We start from the raw sequence: 16,939 nt of genomic DNA on the forward strand, positions 1-16,939 counted from the left end.
CAGATCAGTTCGCGGCAAACCCGGGGAGCCGCTCGATGTCCGCGACGATCGAGAACTCGGACGCGTCGCCCTTGATGATGCGGCTGGATTCACCGTGGACGTCCACCGGCACGTCGCCGGCCAACGTCACTCGGTGCACGCTGCGCGCCTGGGTTCCGTAATCGGAGACGCCGTAGTGCTGGGTAGCCTGGTTGTCCCAGATCGCCAGATCTCCCGCCTCCCAGGCCCAACGAACTGTGTTTTCCAACTTGATAACTCGTGCCTGCAGTAGCTGGAACAGCGCAACCGACTCCGACGGTTTGAGCCCGACGAACTCCTTCACGAAGTGACCCAGCAGCAGGGTCTTCTCCCCGGTTGCCGGGTGGATGCGAACCACCGGGTGCTCCGTTTCGTAGATCTCGCGAGTGAACTCTCCGTAGTTGGTCAGACGCTCGCCCTCGCCCTGCTTCACCTTGTCGACAATTTCGGAGTAGTCGTACGCATTGGTGTGCACGGCCCGTAGGTTCTCGACCAGAACCTGGAGCGAATGCGGGAGCTGGTTGTAGGCGGCGGTCGTGGACGCCCAGGTCGTTGCTCCGCCGTACTCGGGAATTGTGGTGGGGCGCAGGATCGATGCCTTCGGGATACGGTCGATGAATGTGACGTCGGTGTGCCAGCTGCTGGCCGCACCGTCGAGAACCAGCAGCTTGTTGTCAGCAGACTTCAGCGTCGGGTGGGTGGTGGTCTGCGTGCCAAGTGTGCCGGCAAATTCATACTGCGACACGTCATCGAGATGCTGCTGACCGCGGAAGAATACAACCTTGTGGGCGGCGAGTGCGTAGTTGATTGCGTACGCGGTCTCCGCGGACAGGTCACCCGAAAGGTGAACGCCGTCGATGCGTGCGCCAATCAGCTCACCCACCTTGTGGACGGTGATTCCGCCTGCGGCGTAGATCTCTTCAGGGGTGAGTGCGACGCGTTCGAGTTCGGTGATAGACATGAAATTCTCCTGTGAAGTGAGAGTGAAAGGTTGTGTGTCGTGCGAGCGGATCGGTCAGACAGCAACAGTCAGGCTTGGCTCCACTCGAGTAGTTCCCCGTCCTTCGCGCTGGCGCAGCGGGTCCGGAAGCGGCACCGCTGCAACCAATCTCCTGGTGTAGTCCTGGCGCGGTGAGCTGAATACCTCCGCAGCGGGGCCCTCTTCGACCAATTCCCCGCTGCGCAGCACCGCTACCCGGTCGGCCACCTGATGGACGACGGCCAAGTCGTGGCTGATGAACAGGCATGCGAACTTGTATTCCTCTCGTAGGTCGGCAAATAGTGAAAGAACGTCGGCTTGGACTGAAACGTCGAGCGCACTGGTCGGCTCGTCGGCAACCAACAGTCGTGGCCCGAGTGCGAGTGCTCGCGCCAGCGCCACCCGCTGGCGCTGACCACCGGACAACTCTCCCGGTGCCCGGTGAGCAAATGACTTGGGGAGACGAACGGATTCGAGCAACTCCTCGACCTTGTTCCGAAGCAGGGCCCCGGTAGCAAAGCGGTGGACTTCGAGGGGTTCACCGATGCTCTGCCCGACGGTCCGCCGGGGATCGAGTGACGCCGCCGGATCCTGATGGACAAGTGCCATACCCTTACGCAGACCTCGAAGATTCGCTGCGGATATCGTGCCCAGGTCGGTTCCGTCGAAGCTCACGGTGCCACTGCTGGCCCGAATGACACCCAGCGCGCTGCGCCCGAGAGTTGTTTTCCCCGAGCCCGACTCACCGACCAGACCCACTACTTCACCAGGCCGCACACTCAGGCTCACCTGATCAACAGCCCGAAACGCCTTGTTACCCAGACGGGCCGGGTACACGATCGAGACGTCGTCGAACCGGAGAATGGGCTCGGTGAGCGCGCGCTCGACATCATCGACCAGCGCAACTGCTGGTTTGGCGTGCTCGGCTTCCGGCAGCCGAGGCACCGCTGCCAGCAGAGCCTGCGTGTAGCTCGCCCGCGGTGACGCAAACAGATCGAAAACCGACTGCTGTTCCACCACCTGACCGGATTTCATCACCAGCACGCGATCGGCGATATCCGCAACGACTCCCATGTTGTGTGTGATCAACAGAATCGCCGTCCCTGACCGATCGCGCAGATCCCGCAGTAACTGCAGAATCTCGGCCTGCACCGTCACATCGAGTGCAGTCGTCGGCTCATCTGCGATCAGCAGATCCGGCGAGCCCGACAGAGCCAGCGCGATAACTACTCGCTGCTTCTGACCGCCCGACAGCTGATGTGGATACCAATCGACCCGACGCTCCGGTTCCGGAATCTCCACCATCCGCAGCAGTTCGACGGCACGGGCCCGAGCGTCGGCCCGGGATATCTTGCCGTGCGCCCGCAGGACCTGAGCAATCTGCCACCCCACCTTCTGGACGGGGTTGAGTGCGGTCTGGGGTTCCTGAAACACCATTGCGGCGCGGGTGCCGCGCACCTTGTTCAAGGTTGCCTCGTCAGCTCCGAGAACCTGCTGACCACCGAGTTCGATCGAGCCGCTTGCCTGAGCCCCTTCCGGGAGCAAGCCGAGGACTGCACGCGCTGTGAGCGACTTACCCGATCCGGATTCTCCGACCAGTGCCAGAATTTCACCCTGTGCCACTTCGAGATTCACCTGATCGACAACGGTGGTTGATTCACGTCGGCTATCCGCGGTACCGAACCGGATCACCAGATCCTCGATGGCGAGGACCGCCTGCTGCTTTACTGCGTTCATGCTTGTGTCCTTGAAGTGGTCGTTTAGGCGGCGTCAGATCCGACGGGCTTTGCCGAGCGCCTGGGCGATCAGGAGGAAACTCAAGACCAAGGCGGAGACGATGATCAGCGGCCCGACGGCGTAAGCGGGATTGACGTCGAGATTGGGGATGGCGTCGGAGATGATGGACCCCAGTGACGGATCCGGCGGTCGCACACCGATACCCAGGAAGCTCATCGCACTTTCGGCAAATACGGCCACCGACATCGACAGGGCGATCTGCACGCTCAACGGTTCGACCACGTTGGGCAGCACATGTTTACGCAGTACCCACCAACGGCCGGCCCCGATCACTTCCGCCGATTCCACGAACGGTAGCTCACGAACTTTCAGCACGCTGGTACGTACGAGTCGCCCGAACATAGGGATCTCGGCGGCCACGATCACCGCGACCACCGGAAAAATACCGGGACCGGTAATCGCCACCAGCGTGATCGCGAGAATCAGCAGCGGAAAAGCAAGGATCACATCAAAGATTCGTTGCGCGATGACATCGGCAACCGGATTGATGCTAGAGATCAAGCCGGCAAGCGAGCCGATGATCGCACCCAACGGCACCGCGACAAGCACGATGACCAGGTTGATTCGGATGCCGTACAGCGAGCGAGTGAAGACGTCGCGGTTCACCTGATCAGTGCCGAACCAGTGTTGTGCGCTGGCGCCCAACAGGTTTGCGCCCTCGATCTGTTCGTTGGGTCCGTAGTTCGTCAACAGCGGTGCCGCGATGCCCGCCGCTGCGATGACCAGCACGATCAGGACACCCGCAAGTCCCTGGCCGTGAGTCAGCGCGTCACGAACCGGGTGCGAACGTCGAGTCTGCGTGTCCTGGCGTTGATCAACGACAGTCATTACTGTCCTCCAATGCGGATACGCGGATCGAGGTAGGCGTGCACGATGTCTGTCAGCAACTGAATCAGCACGAAGATCGTGACCGAGAGCAGCAGAAGCACCTGCACCACGGGGTAGTCGCGCCGACCGATTCCCTGCTGAATCAGTTGACCGATTCCCGGCCAGGCAAAGATGGCCTCGACCAGCACGGCTCCACCAAGGAGATGCCCGGTCTGAATTCCGAGGACAGTCAACATGGTCGGCAGCGCGTTGCGTAAAGCGCTGCGGGTCACCAGGTTCCAGCGCGTGACTCCCGCAGCCTGAGCGGTGATCACATACTGCTGCGCCATCTCGGTGCGCAGGGCCTCCGAGAGAAATCTGGTCAGAGCGGCTGTGACCGGCAAGGCCAAGCACAGTGCCGGAAGCACCAAATACTGCAGCGTGATGTCGGGGCGAGCCAGGTACCCGCCCGGAGGAACACCACCGGAAGGCAGCACCGGGATCAGCACCGCAAACACCAGGACCAGTAGAACACCCGTCACAAAATTGGGCAGCGCGACAGAGAGCGTGTTGAGCACGTTCACCACACTGGTCAGCCACTTCTTCGGCCAGACCACCACGGCCACACTGAGAATCAGGCTCAACGTTACCGCTAACAGCAATGCGCTGCCGGCAAGCACCGCAGTATTGCCCAACCCGGCCAGCACTAGATCCGAGATCTGACCACCGAGGACAAACGACCGACCCAGATCCAATGTCAGAACGTCGCCGATCCACGACAGGTACTGAGCGGGGACCGACTTGTCGAGACCAAGCGAATGACGAATCGCCTCAATCGCTTCCGGCGTGGCATCGGGACCGGCCAGCGCCAAGGCCGGATCACCGGGAACCAGTCGCATTACCGAGAAAATCAACAACGACGCAAGAAAGAGAACTACCACCGCCGACGGCAGTCGGCCGACAACATAGCGAAACATGTTCTCCCCTAAGCCAGGAAGGTGTTGGCGAACTGTGGCTGACGGCCTTTGGTCCACGCAAGATCATGCACGGTGGAAGCAGCCGATACCTGCGGAACCACCACACCGATCTCGATCAGGAACAACTCTTCCAACAGTTGGGTACCGAGGTCCGCGTACAGCTTCTTTGCGGCATCGCTCGAACCGTCGGGCACCTGCCACGCTGAGTCGGCGGCCGCGGAGTATGCCGGCGAACTGAACTTCGACGCATTGTGCGCGGCATTGAAAGGGTAGGCGCTGACGGTCAGCGTCGACGGAACATACTGCGCAAAGGTGTGACTGGTCAGCCACAGCCCCTTGAACTCTGCGCCGATCAACTGCTTGAAGAAGATAGTCGCCTCGACTGGGTCCAACTCGACGCGAATTCCCGCTTCAGCAAGATTGGCCTGCACGATCTGGGCTGCCGCTTCGAAGTCCGGGCTGGCACCCGTGTACGTCAACGGAATGGTCGGCAGTGTTCCCACCTCACTCACCAGTGACCGAGCCTTGGCAACGTCACGCGTATACGTGGAGTTCTTGGCCGCGTCGTATGCGGGCGACGACTTCGGCCACGGCAGGTTCACGGCGTAGCCTGCGTCGCGGTACACCTCACTCATGATGCGATCCCGATCGATGGCATACGCCACGGCTTTCCGGGTTCGTACATCGGTCAATCCGTCAGCCGTGACGTTGGCGCCCAGATACGTCTGCAGTTCCGCCCCGTCGAGAGCTGAAGTTGCGAAACCGCTTGTCTTGCCAACTGTCTGAGAATCACGGAAGGTCAACGATCCCGGGGCGACGAGCGCAACCTGACCTGATTTGAGAGACGTCAGACGGGCTTGTGAATCGGGGACGATACGAGCCTCGACGCGGTCGAGGAAGGGACGCTCCGCAACCCAGTAGTTCGGATTGCGATCGAAGGAGATTGAGCTGTTCGGGGTGCGCGAGGCGAAGACGAACGGTCCTGTCCCGATGAAGGATTCACCGCTGACCGCCTTGTCGAAGGTCTCCGAGTCGAAGATCGGCGCCAGGTCCAGCAAGTCGAAGATGTTACCGGTTCGGTGTGCGAGCGTCAGCACCAGCTTTTTCGGATCCGAGGAGTCGAAGCCCGTGATGGTGGCCGCTGTGCTGCGCAGCTGTGCGGAGAACTTGGGATCGGCGTACGTACGCAGCGAAAACTCCGCATCCGCAGAGGTGAACGGGCGGCCGGTGTGGAAGGTGACGTCGTCGCGCAGATTCAGTGTCAACGTCAGACCGTCGTCCGAGAGCTTCCAGTCCTTGGCGAGAAGAGGTTGCGGCACTACGGAATCGATTGGGTAGCGGGTCAATGTCTCGAAGACAAGCCCGGAGATGGTAGTGCCGGCAATTGTTGTGCTGGTCAAAAGAGCAGATGGGCTGACATCGTCCGGAATTGCCAGGGTGAGCGTGCCGCCGCGCACTGGTTCCACCGATTCACTTGCATCCGAACGCTGTTCACCAACAGCCGAGGAGCACGCGGCCAGTGAGCCGGTACCAAGAATTGCGAATGCGGCAATAGCGCTGCCACGGAAAAAGGCACGGCGATCAAGCCCGGCCGTCGGAAATGACGAGTTCACGGAGGTGTGGTCCTTCGTATGAGGGTGCGCAGCGACGCGCGCTGAGCGCGGCACGCAAAAGGGAAAGTGGTCGTCCTGGTGGCCTCGAAGAACCCGAACCGTGAAGTTCAGTGGGCAATGAGGGCTACACCAGCCGGTGTGGCGCTGAAGAAGTCAGCGCAGACATCGCAGAGGGACGGACACGGTAAACCTTCCGGTCAGATTCAAGGCACTTGCCTTCGTGAACACACTTAATCATTTCCCCTTATGTTGGGGAAATAGTTGGACTCACGGTGATTCGAACTCACGAATAATAGGCCCGCTCAACGAGACCGGGCCCACTATTCCCAGCTCTTCGCGGTAGCGTCCGGAAGGTCCGCCCTAATACCAAGGAGACAGATGCAGCCCGAAAGCCCAGCCGAGCAGATCCGAACCACACTCGCGCGGATCGCCCACCTCGCCGATACGGGAGCAGTCGACGATTACGTCGAACAATTCACTCAGCAGGCCGAGTGGACAATGCCGGCCAACCCCGACCGCGGGTTGCCGCTCCAGGTACGACGCGGCCGCGAGGAAATCGCTGCCGGTGTGCGCGAACGCCGTGCTGCGGGAATTCAGGGACCGGGGACCTTCACCCGCCACGTGACCACCGCAGTCGCCGTCGAGGTCACGTCGGACACCACGGCCCGCGCCGAAGCGGTATGGACGTTTTACGTCGACACCGCCATGGCGCCTCGCCTCAGTGGCGTCGGAAGTTACGCAGACGAGTTCGAGCTGGAGGACGGCCGCTGGCGACTCTCACGACGCGTCATAGCGCGCGGCTGACGGTCAGTCCTCTTCACCGGTGATCGACTCGCACCAGTCTTCGACCTGGTCGATCCCCTCCTCCGTCCACTCCGGACTCTGATCCTCCAAGGCGTCGAAGACGCTCTCGCAGGTCAGCGAGTCTGGCAGGCTATCCGAGCCCGGAGCCACTGAGCCTTCCGCGGATGCTTGGGCAAGGGGACCGGCAACCAGGGCAACTGCCACTGCGCCGGCTCCGACCAGGCTTTTCACACGCATGGCCTTCCTCCTCCAGGACTGCCGACGTTAGGTGCCGACGTTGTCGGGGTACCCCGATCCCCACGCGCTACTCGCACGCGTCATCGCGGCGCCACAAGACCACGATCAGCCGGAATTGCCAGACCAAGATTGTCGCGTAGCGTCGTTCCCTCGTATTCGGCGCGCAGAGCGCCACGATCCTGCAGCAGTGGTACTACCTCGTCGACAAACTCGTCCAATCCTGTTGGTACGAGGTGCGAACCAAGGATGAATCCATCAGAACCGTCGTTCTGCACAAACGAATCGATCTTTTCGGCGATCTGTTGCGCTGTACCGACTATCGGCCCGCGCTCGAACTGATCGATCACGACCTCACGCAGATTCAGCTTCTTGTTCTCGGCCACGGCGCGCAACTTCGCGACGGTCTCGAAGCGGTCCTGATGGATGAATGCCCGTCCTTGAATGATCGGGGATGCTTCGGGATCCGGTGCGATATCAGGTAGCGGTCCTTCCGGGTCGTAACCCGAAAGATCGAGATTCCAGATCTGCTCGAGCAGGATCAACGCCGTCTGGCCTGTTACTTGCTGATCGCGAATGTCACGGTACTTCTCGATAGCATCAGCCTCGGACGTGCCGAGCACAAAGCTCGCCGACGGCAGAATCTTGATGTCACCCGGATCACGCCCGGCTGCAACAGCACGGGCCTTGATGTCCCGATAGAAGTCCGACGCCTCAGGCAGTTGCCCGTACGGCGAGAAGATCGCGTCGGCATTGCCGGCCGCAAAATCCCGCCCCTGCGGCGAGACACCAGCTTGAAGAATGACCGGGCGACCCTGCGGACTGCGCGGAACAGTGAACCGACCGTTCACATCGAATTGTGATCCGTGGAAAGCGAATTCACCAGCCTCTGCTCGCGCGAGGAAACGACCGGAATCCTTGTCTGCGACGATATCGTCACTTCGCCACGAATCCCAGATTTCACGGACGAGTGCGACGGTTTCCTCGGCGCGCTCGTACCGCTGCGCACGATCGAGGTAACCGCCGCGACGGAAGTTCTGCCCGGTGAAGGCATCGAACGACGTCACGACGTTCCAGGCCGCGCGGCCACCGGACAGTTGATCAAGTGTCGCGAACTGTCTGGCCAATTCGTACGGCTCGTTGAACGTCGAGTTGATGGTGCCGGCCAATCCGAGGTGTTCGGTTACTGCCGCCAATGAGGCGAGCACCGTGAAGGTATCCGGCCTGCCGATGATGTCCTGATCGAAGATCTGTCCCGCGCGTTCGCGAAGTGCCAGTCCTTCTGCCAGGAAGAAGAAGTCGAATTTTCCGCGCTCGGCGGTTCTAGCGGTGTGTTCGAAGGAGTCGAATTCGATCTGGCTGCCCGCCTGCGGATCCCACCACGCCGTCTGATGGTTGACGCCGCCCAGGTAGGCACCCAAGATGACCTGCTTACGCTGCTGAGAACTCATGAAAGTATTCCTCGTCTGTTCAGGCAGCCGGAGTGCCGGCGGCGTAGCGGTTGGGGACGTCGATCGGCAATCCGAGAAGTCCGCGGAGATTCGTATCTGGATACGCTGGGCGGAATACGTTGCGCTTCTGCAGTTCTGGTACCAGGTCATTCACAATCGTGTCAAGATCGTCCACGGCAACACCGGGTCGCAAACGAAAGCCCTCGATCCCCAACTGCTGCCAGCGGAGAAGGTGATCGGCCAATTCAGCCGGCGTGCCGGTGAAGATCAGTGCATCAGAGCGGTACTGGGTACCCGACGCATTGTCCAGGCGGTCGAGTCGTTCTCGACCCGATTCCCCTGCCGCATCGAAGAACACAACAATGTCGCCGTATACCCGGAGCGGTTCGCCCGAGCGCTCAACCCGTTCCTGCGCCGCCCGCACTTCGGCGAGAATCGAGGGCACCTGACCATCGTCGAGAGGAGTCACAAACACCAGATCGGCTGTTCGAGCAGCCAGCTCGTACGGAACGCGCTGGTGTGCCAAAGCTGCGACAAGTGGCTGCCCCTGCGGCGGCCGCGGAGTGACCGACGGTCCACGCACGGATAGGTACTTGCCCTCGAAGTCGATGTAATGCAACTTGTCTCGATCGATGAACCGTCGATGCTCCACGTCACGAATTTCGGCGTCATTCTCCCAGCTGTCCCAGAGGCGCCGAACCACATCGACGGCCTCAGCCGACTCTTCGAACAGATCCCGTACGAAATCGGGAAGGTTGCCTGAAACCAGCAACGCCCGATCATCTTCGGTCAACGCGGGGATATCGCGCCGGCCGAAATGCGAGGCCTCCGCTTCGGACGCTGAGACTTTCACCTGCAACCCGCCGCGGCCTCGCGACGTGTAGTCGAGTGTTGCAACAGCTTTGGAGACATGAAACGGCTCGGTATGCGTCGTGGTGATCGTCGGAATCAACCCGATATTGCGCGTCACCGGTGCCAGCCTGGCTGCCACGAGATGTGCGTCCAGTCGAGCGCGCACACGATCGACTGCGTCACCGACTGGCTCGAATGGGTTACCCGGTACGGAAAGACTGTCCTCGATACTCACGAAGTCGAGCAGACCGCGTTCGGCTGTAGTAACGAGATCGGTCCAGTACGACGCGGTGAACAGCTCGCTCGGACGCGAATGGGGTTCTCGCCAGGCCGCCGGGTGCCAGCCGGCGCCGTCAAGCGCTACGGCGAGGTGGATGGGAAGGGTGGAGGTCATCGGCTTCTACTCCTGTTCGAGGACTACTCGGGAGCGCACAGTGCCGGCCGCAGAACCGTCAGCCCTCTTTCACTGACGGGTAGTGCCGCAACTGCCGCTTGCGACACACACCACGCGTGTCGCCAGGTGTGATCCCGGGGCACCCCATCGGCATGAAGGGTTGCCGTCCAGCTAGCCGGTCCTTGTCGCTGGAACTCTGCACCTGCTGTGATCGTATCGAGAACAGCGCTTGGTCCCTATGAACCCGAGATGCCAGAAGATGGCAGAAACCACGCGCCACCTGCCACAACCGACACCCGATCCTTTTCACTCTCGAGGATTCGAATTCGCGTGTCGGTACCGAGTATGCGCAAACTCCCCACCAACACGAATCGCTCCAATTCCCGACTAGACTGGCACGACACCGCCTCCGCGCGCCCTGTCATCGAAAGGCACGTCATCACACAATCTCCCGCTCCGCACGACATCTACTTCGTACCCCCGGAGCAGGACACCACTGACACAGTGAAACCCGTCTCGTCCTCCGTGCGCGCTCGATTGGAGGACCGTCCGGAAACTGTGCGGTTCAAGAATCGGTTTGCCCTCCCTATCGTCACCACAACCCCGCTCGAAGCGATGATCGAGGACCTGCTGTTCATCCGCGATATTCTCGACGCGGCAGGTGTCGAATACCTCCTCGTACGCGGCAACGACGAACGAGCAGTCATCGCGGTCAACTGGGACAACCGAAAGAAATTGCGCCGCGCGCTGATCGACGGATGCCAGAACACACCCTTCTATTCGAAGACTCTCGACGCTAAGAAGAGTCCAGCGCTCTTGATAGCCGACGGCGCACTGTCCACCACACCAAAAGCCCGCATCTTTCGACTTTTTCGGCCGCGTGTTCATCTGGCGAGTGGTCTCAACTACGGCGCGAATATCGGACTTCAGATCGAACTGTGGTCGATGTCCGACACAGAGATCGTTTTGCCCATCGAAAATTCACTGACCCGGCGGACGGTGCGTCCGGAAGAAGCAGTTCGTGGAACGGTGGAGCGTTTCGGCCGTGTGTGGCCGACGATCGAGAACATGTTTGCCGCCCATGCCTCCGACATCAATTTCGACATCGACCTCGTCTTTTCCTGGGTGGACGGTTCTTCCGAGGAATTTCAGGCGCAACGCGCACTTCGGATGCAGAACTACATTGTCGGTGAAGGTGACGAATCCGCAGCACGATTCCGTCAAATCGACGAATTGAAGTACGCACTACGGTCCGTGCACATGTATGCGCCGTGGATCCGAAGAATCTTTGTCGCCACCGATTCCGATCGTCCGGCCTGGCTGGCCGACGATCCTCGGGTCACTTTCATGCCCAGCGAAAAGTTCTTTGCCGACCCGTCTGTACTGCCCACTCACAATTCTCAAGCGGTCGAATGCCAACTGCATCACATCCCCGGACTCTCCGAACATTTCCTCTATTCGAACGACGACATGTTCTTCGGCAGATCCGTCGGCCCCGACATGTTCTTCTCGCCCGGTGGAATCAGCATGTTCATCGAGGCGGATACGCGAATAGGTTTGGGACACAACGACGACGATCGCAGCGGATTCGAGAATGCGGCTCGGGTCAATCGACGTCTACTACAAGAGCGATTCGGATTGATGACAACTCGACACCTCGAGCATGCCGCCACCCCGCTACGCAAAAGTGTCATGGCGGAAATGGAACGCGAATTCGCGGACGATTTTGCGGCCACCGCTGCGAGTACCTTCCGCGCAAGCACCAACATTTCGGTCACCAATTCGCTGTACCACTACTACGCGCTGATGAGCGGCCGCTCCGTCGTACAGAAGTCGGCTACCGTCAAATACGTCGACACCACTGTCAAAGCCGGTTTGCGACAGATGAATTCACTACTCAAAGACCGTTCGATGGATTTCTTCTGCCTCAACGACGGTAGTGAACCGGAAATCGATCTCGAACTACGTACCCGTAAGGTCACCGAATTCCTCGAGAACTACTATCCCGTCAAAGCGCCGTGGGAGGCCTGACGGATACTACTGCGCGACGGCAATATCGTTGTGCTCACCGATGCGAATGCCTGCGTCCGCCAGACGCGCCGCAGCGTCGCGGGCGCTGACGGCCTCACCCACCGTATCGTCGCGGACAACGTCGTCGCGCTCGAGCGGCACTACCGAATGAACAATCGTGTCGGCGTACACGTGGACGAGATTGCAGCCTTGTGCGCTGTCTCGGCCACGCTGTCCGCCGACCGCTACGTTGAGGTCCTGGGTGTAGCAGGCCGACGATGCGACAGACACGGGAATTCCCGCGAACGTCGCCGACGTCGAGTAATGCAGGTGACCCGCCAGAATTGCCCGCACGTCACTTCCCCGGAGCACTTCGGCCAGCCGGGGCTGATCTCGTAGTTCGACCAGCACAGCCAGATCCTGGATACAGGGAATCGGCGGGTGGTGAAGGGCGAGAATCGTTCCGTCGGGCGCTGAAGTCGCTAATTGTGTTCGCAGCCAATCCAACTGGGCGTCGCTGATCGATCCGTAGTGGTGGCCGGGAACAGTGGAGTCGAGCGTGATGATGCGGAGACCGTCGATGTCGTAGACCCGATCGACCGACCGGGTCGACGGTGACTCGTTCAACAACCGCGTCCGGAAGTGTTCCCGATCGTCGTGGTTACCCATCACCCAGATGACCTCGGCACCAAGTCTGCCTGCCACCGGTTCCACGATCGATTTCAGCGTCTCGTACGCGTCCGACTCCCCTTTGTCGGTGAGATCGCCGGTGAACACCAACGCCCGCGGACGCGCCCCTGACGCCTCGACGCCGGCAAGAATCTGCCGCAGTCGAGCTGTCGCGTCGACGGCGCCGTACAGGTCCCCACCCTCGACGAGGTGCGTGTCGCTTATATGCACCAGGAAGTGCTTCGGACGTGGATATTCGGCATGTCGAACGCTCATCGGTCTCTCGCTTCCGCTAGCCGACGCGCAGGTACCGGTGCACCTACCGAACCTCGACAGTAGTCATCGAGTCTCCGGCCCTCGTTCACGCACACCCATGGACCGCCCGGAATCATCGGTAGTTGAAGCTGCGAGTAGAGTCTTCGCAGTGTTGTTCCTGACCTCTCGACGCTACGTCGACCTTCGCCTGCAGGCGAGCGCAATGTGTCCGCGCTCGGCCTGATAGACGCGTACCAGGAAACATTTTCACGAAACCCCGCCTGAACTTCTTCACGGCGTGCCGCGTTTCGCTCTCTTCAATTTTTTGAAAGGCATTGTCATGCCCAGCTCCACCTCTACCGGCGTGCCGGAATCAAAAACCCGGTTCCCCTCGTGGGCAACGTCATTCGGACCTCAGATTGTTGCCGGTCTGGTTATCGGTGTCATTCTCGGTCTGGTTGCCCGCGCGATGCCTGACGCCGCCGACGGCAATGTGAACTGGCTCGTCGGAACTGTCCAGACCATCGGCAGCAGCTACGTCAAACTGCTGACGGTCGCGGTCATTCCGCTGGTGTTCACCGCCATCGTCAGTTCCATCGCAAACCTGCGTCAGGTTGCCAATGCCGCTCGATTGGCTGTGCAGACTCTGTTGTGGTTCGCGATCACGGCATTCATCGCGGTCATCATCGGCATCGTCGTCGGCCTGATCACCGATCCCGGTTCACGTACCGACGTTGCCGTCGAATCTGCCAAGGAACCGAAGAGCTCCGGATCGTGGTGGGCGTTCATCACGGGCCTGGTGCCGAACAACTTCCTCGGCCTGGGTGCCAAGACGTCAGTCACCGAAGGTGTCGCGACAACCTCACTGAGCTTCAATGTTCTGCAACTGCTTGTCATCGCAGCGGCAATCGGAATCGCGGCGCTCAAGGTCGGCGCCAAGGCAGAGAAGTTCCTCGAGTTCAACGCTTCCCTCCTGGCAATCATCCAGAAGGTGCTGTGGTGGATCATTCGTCTCGCGCCGATCGGCACCGCCGGCCTGATCGCCACCGCCGTCGCAACCTACGGCTGGGACGCCATCGGATCGCTCGGTGTATTCACCGCCGCGGTCTACATCGGTCTGGCGATCGTCTTCTTTGTCGTCTACCCGGCTCTCATTGCTGCACACGGCCTCTCGGTTCGGAACTTCTTCTCCGGCGTCTGGCCTGCCACTCAACTCGGCTTCGTTTCCCGCTCGTCGATCGGCACACTCCCACTGACCGAACGCGTCACCGAGCGCAATCTCGGCGTGCCGCGCGAGTACGCGTCGTTTGCCGTGCCGCTGGGTGCCACCACGAAAATGGACGGTTGCGCCGCAATCTATCCCGCAATCGCCGCCATCTTTGTTGCCGGCTTCTACGACGTTCCGCTCAACTTCACCGACTACCTCTTGATCGTTGTCGTGTCGGTTATCGGTTCGGCCGCTACCGCTGGAACTACCGGCGCAACAGTCATGCTCACCCTGACGCTCTCGACACTCGGACTGCCGCTTGCCGGCGTGGGCCTGCTGCTTGCCGTCGAACCGATCGTCGACATGGGCCGTACGGCCGTCAACGTCACCGGGCAGGCACTCGTCCCGGTGATAGTGGCCAAGCGCGAAGGCATCCTCGACACGGCCCGCTTCAACGCGCCTCGCAACGGTAATCCGTTTGCCGAAGAACTCGTCGACGCATAATTCGGCCACACCAAAAGATGTCCCCGCACCGCGATCGGTGTGGGGACATCTTTTCTGGTCAGATACCGAGCGCCTTGGCCAAAGTTGGCCACGCTTTGGGGAAACGCTCACGCCAGTACGGCCACGAGTGCGTGCCGGTCGGTTCGTAGTCGATCGTGGCATCGATACCGAGTGCGGTGAGACGCTGGTCGAAAGCCTTGGTACACATGTGTGCAACCGCCTCGATACTGCCACCGACGACCAGACGATCGGCCAAGTCAGGCGTCTGCAAATTTTCGTTCTCGCCCGCCACGCCCGTCGCGACGGACAAGTAGATTTCCGTTCCGCGGAGTTGCTCGGCATTGAGGAGCGAATCGTGCGCTTCCCATTCCGGCCCGCCTGGAATCCCCCACATGTTGTCGGTGTTTCCGCCGCGCGACGTGACCGTCGATTGGATGCTGGCGCGCCCCCAGGTGTCCGTGGTCGAGTAGCACCCACTGAAACCCGCCACACCTTTGTACAGGCCCGGATTTCGGTGGGCGAGCATCATCGCACCCTGCGCGCCCATCGAAATGCCCGCAATTGCATTGACGCCGTTGGTGTTCAATCTCGCGTTCAGGAGCGAGGGCAACTCTTTCGCAATGAACGTTTCCCACTTGTGCAGTCCAAGTGCCGGATCCTCGTTCTCCCAATCCGTGTACATGCCGGCCTTGCCGCCGTTGATCATCACGACGTTGACGTTCTTGTCGGCAAAGAAATCCGGCGCGACGCCGTACCGCACCCACCCACTGGACTTCTCCTGAGCGTCGGCACCATCCAGGAGATAAAGGGTAGGTCCCGGCGCAGAGTTGTCCGCGGGAAGGATAACTTCGACGCCGACGTCACGTCGCAAGGCGGGAGATGCCACCGTCAGCCGAACGGACTGCGGTCCAGTCACGTTCTCTCCGACAATTGCGGGGGCCGTAATGCCGTCCAACAGTTGTGCTGGTGCCCCTGGGTCGCCCTGCATGGACCCGGGCACAGTCGAACCGTATTCCAACGTCTCGAGACTGTCGGAGATCGGCGTCGCGCCTACCGAAGTGATACCGAGCACCTGCAGTCCGAACACACACGCAGTGGTTACAACGATTCCCGCCCGCCTCACGGGGGTGAGCGGGGTCAGGCACTTCGACATCAGGCTCCCAAACAATTAAATACAGTCATTTGAAAGATACCGTGTAATTCGGACACACTCACCCGCTGGCCCATCGCACCACGCCTGATCAGCGGCGAAACGACAGCTGCGCATGTATCGTCAGACACCCAGAGCCTTCGACAGCGTCGGCCACGCCTTCGGCAAGCGCTCACGCCAGTACGCCCACGCATGGGTGCCGTTGGGCTCGTAGTCCACGGTGGCGTCGATATCAAGTGAACGCAATCGCTGATCGAACAACTTGGTGCACACCTTTGCGGCAGCCTCGATCCCGCCGCCGACAACCAGCCGCTCGAGCAGTTCCGGCGTCTGCAGCGTTTCATCCGCCCCGGGGGCGCCGTTGGCAGTGGAGATGTAGATCTCCTTGCCGCGCAGGCTTTCTGCGTTCAACACCGAATCATGTGCTTCCCACTCGGGCCCACCGAGCTCTCCCCACATATTGACCGGATCACCGCCGCGCGAGGTAATCGTCGCCTGCACGCTGGTTCGGCCCCAGGTATCCATCGTCGAATAGCAACCGCTGAACACCGCGACGCCGCGATACAGATCCGGATACCGATGAGCGAGCATCATCGCGCCCTGCGCACCCATCGACGTCCCGGCGATTGCATTGACGCCGTTGGTCCCGAAGTGAGCGTCGATCAACGGTGGCAACTCCTTCGCGATGAAGGTTTCCCACTTGTGCAATCCGAGCGCCGGATCCTCGTTCTCCCAATCCGAGAACAAGCTCGCTGATCCCCCGTTGATCATGACGACATGGGCATTCTTGTCAGCAAAAAACGCGGGGGCGCCGCCCATGGTCACCCAGCCGTTCGAGCCCTCACCACCGTCGACGCCCTGCAGCATGTAAAGCGTCGGGCGCGGAACCGAGTTGTCGGCCGGAAGTAGCACCTCGACACCCACCTCGCGCTTCAAGGCCGGCGACGCAACAGTCAGGCGCGACGCCTGCGCTCCGGTGTGCACTTCACCCACAATTGCCGGTGCCACTATGTCGTCGCGCAGAACTGGAAGCGGTCCGGGATCATCCCGAAATATCTCGGGAACACTCGATCCGAAATCGAAACTTCCGATACTGCCGGTGCTCTGCTGCGCGTTGGCCGTACCGGCACCGACCAGCGGCGCGGTCGCGACACACGCCGCGATCAGCGCGGCCCCGAGCTTCCCAATCCGCGCACGCGTGTTCACATGGACATTCAT

General features: G+C 60.8%; 14 protein-coding genes and 1 riboswitch. Of the genes, 3 read left to right on the plus strand and 11 right to left on the minus strand.

The genetic code is table 11. From position 1 onward, the window contains the following. Positions 1-4: 4 nt before the first annotated feature. From KYT97_RS27420 to KYT97_RS27440, 5 genes are read right to left on the minus strand one after another with little or no spacing between them, the layout of a single operon-like run. Positions 5-979, minus strand: a complete 975-nt coding sequence (locus KYT97_RS27420; protein WP_219111255.1) for a TauD/TfdA dioxygenase family protein — start codon at positions 977-979, stop codon at positions 5-7. 54 nt (positions 980-1,033) lie between these two features. Further along, positions 1,034-2,734, minus strand: coding sequence for an ABC transporter ATP-binding protein (locus KYT97_RS27425; protein WP_095888574.1), 1,701 nt, complete (start codon positions 2,732-2,734; stop codon positions 1,034-1,036). 33 nt (positions 2,735-2,767) lie between these two features. Further along, entirely contained in the window at positions 2,768-3,622 is an 855-nt protein-coding gene (locus KYT97_RS27430) for an ABC transporter permease (RefSeq protein WP_033236003.1), read from the minus strand. Continuing rightward, positions 3,622-4,578, minus strand: coding sequence for an ABC transporter permease (locus KYT97_RS27435; RefSeq protein WP_033236002.1), 957 nt, complete (start codon positions 4,576-4,578; stop codon positions 3,622-3,624). The genes KYT97_RS27430 and KYT97_RS27435 overlap by 1 nt, the downstream gene beginning before the upstream one ends. 8 nt (positions 4,579-4,586) lie before the next feature. Continuing rightward, positions 4,587-6,191: an ABC transporter substrate-binding protein gene (locus KYT97_RS27440; RefSeq protein ID WP_219111258.1), complete on the minus strand. Its 1,605-nt coding sequence runs from the start codon at positions 6,189-6,191 to the stop codon at positions 4,587-4,589. Positions 6,192-6,569: 378 nt separating this feature from the next. On the opposite strand from KYT97_RS27440, the gene KYT97_RS27445 reads away from it, so the two are divergent. Continuing rightward, positions 6,570-6,995 (plus strand): nuclear transport factor 2 family protein, encoded by a 426-nt coding sequence (locus KYT97_RS27445; RefSeq protein WP_219111261.1) that lies wholly within the window; start codon positions 6,570-6,572, stop codon positions 6,993-6,995. Between the two features lie 3 nt (positions 6,996-6,998). Here KYT97_RS27445 and KYT97_RS27450 read toward each other — a convergent pair whose 3' ends face one another. From KYT97_RS27450 to KYT97_RS27460, 3 genes are all read right to left on the minus strand, one after another. Continuing rightward, complete coding sequence (locus KYT97_RS27450) at positions 6,999-7,232, minus strand: hypothetical protein (RefSeq protein ID WP_219111264.1); 234 nt, start codon at positions 7,230-7,232, stop codon at positions 6,999-7,001. Positions 7,233-7,312: 80 nt separating this feature from the next. Continuing rightward, the gene (locus KYT97_RS27455; protein ID WP_219111269.1) at positions 7,313-8,680 is read right to left on the minus strand and encodes an NtaA/DmoA family FMN-dependent monooxygenase; all 1,368 of its coding nucleotides are present in this window, start codon (positions 8,678-8,680) and stop codon (positions 7,313-7,315) included. 19 nt (positions 8,681-8,699) lie between these two features. Next, the gene (locus KYT97_RS27460; protein WP_219111272.1) at positions 8,700-9,926 is read right to left on the minus strand and encodes an LLM class flavin-dependent oxidoreductase; all 1,227 of its coding nucleotides are present in this window, start codon (positions 9,924-9,926) and stop codon (positions 8,700-8,702) included. A gap of 89 nt (positions 9,927-10,015) precedes the next feature. Continuing rightward, positions 10,016-10,129: riboswitch (SAM riboswitch) on the minus strand. A 412-nt stretch (positions 10,130-10,541) separates the two neighbouring features. Here KYT97_RS27460 and KYT97_RS27465 point away from each other — a divergent pair. Next, entirely contained in the window at positions 10,542-11,957 is a 1,416-nt protein-coding gene (locus KYT97_RS27465; RefSeq protein ID WP_425332411.1) for a stealth family protein, read from the plus strand. A gap of 6 nt (positions 11,958-11,963) precedes the next feature. Here KYT97_RS27465 and KYT97_RS27470 read toward each other — a convergent pair whose 3' ends face one another. Beyond that, on the minus strand, positions 11,964-12,881 hold the full coding sequence (locus KYT97_RS27470) for a phosphodiesterase (protein WP_219111274.1): 918 nt from the start codon (positions 12,879-12,881) through the stop codon (positions 11,964-11,966). 319 nt (positions 12,882-13,200) lie between these two features. Here KYT97_RS27470 and KYT97_RS27475 point away from each other — a divergent pair, with 319 nt between their 5' ends. Further along, positions 13,201-14,571, plus strand: a complete 1,371-nt coding sequence (locus KYT97_RS27475) for a dicarboxylate/amino acid:cation symporter (protein ID WP_033236112.1) — start codon at positions 13,201-13,203, stop codon at positions 14,569-14,571. A 58-nt stretch (positions 14,572-14,629) separates the two neighbouring features. On the opposite strand, the gene KYT97_RS27480 is transcribed toward KYT97_RS27475, so the two are convergent. Both KYT97_RS27480 and KYT97_RS27485 read right to left on the minus strand, forming a co-directional pair. Beyond that, positions 14,630-15,724 (minus strand): alpha/beta hydrolase, encoded by a 1,095-nt coding sequence (locus KYT97_RS27480; RefSeq protein WP_219111275.1) that lies wholly within the window; start codon positions 15,722-15,724, stop codon positions 14,630-14,632. Between the two features lie 120 nt (positions 15,725-15,844). After that, positions 15,845-16,939 carry an alpha/beta hydrolase gene (locus KYT97_RS27485; protein ID WP_219111280.1) on the minus strand — a complete coding sequence of 365 codons (1,095 nt, stop codon included), beginning with the start codon at positions 16,937-16,939 and terminating at the stop codon, positions 15,845-15,847.

The sequence above is a fragment of the Rhodococcus globerulus genome, from assembly GCF_019334125.1.
GTDB lineage: Bacteria > Actinomycetota > Actinomycetes > Mycobacteriales > Mycobacteriaceae > Rhodococcus_F > Rhodococcus_F globerula.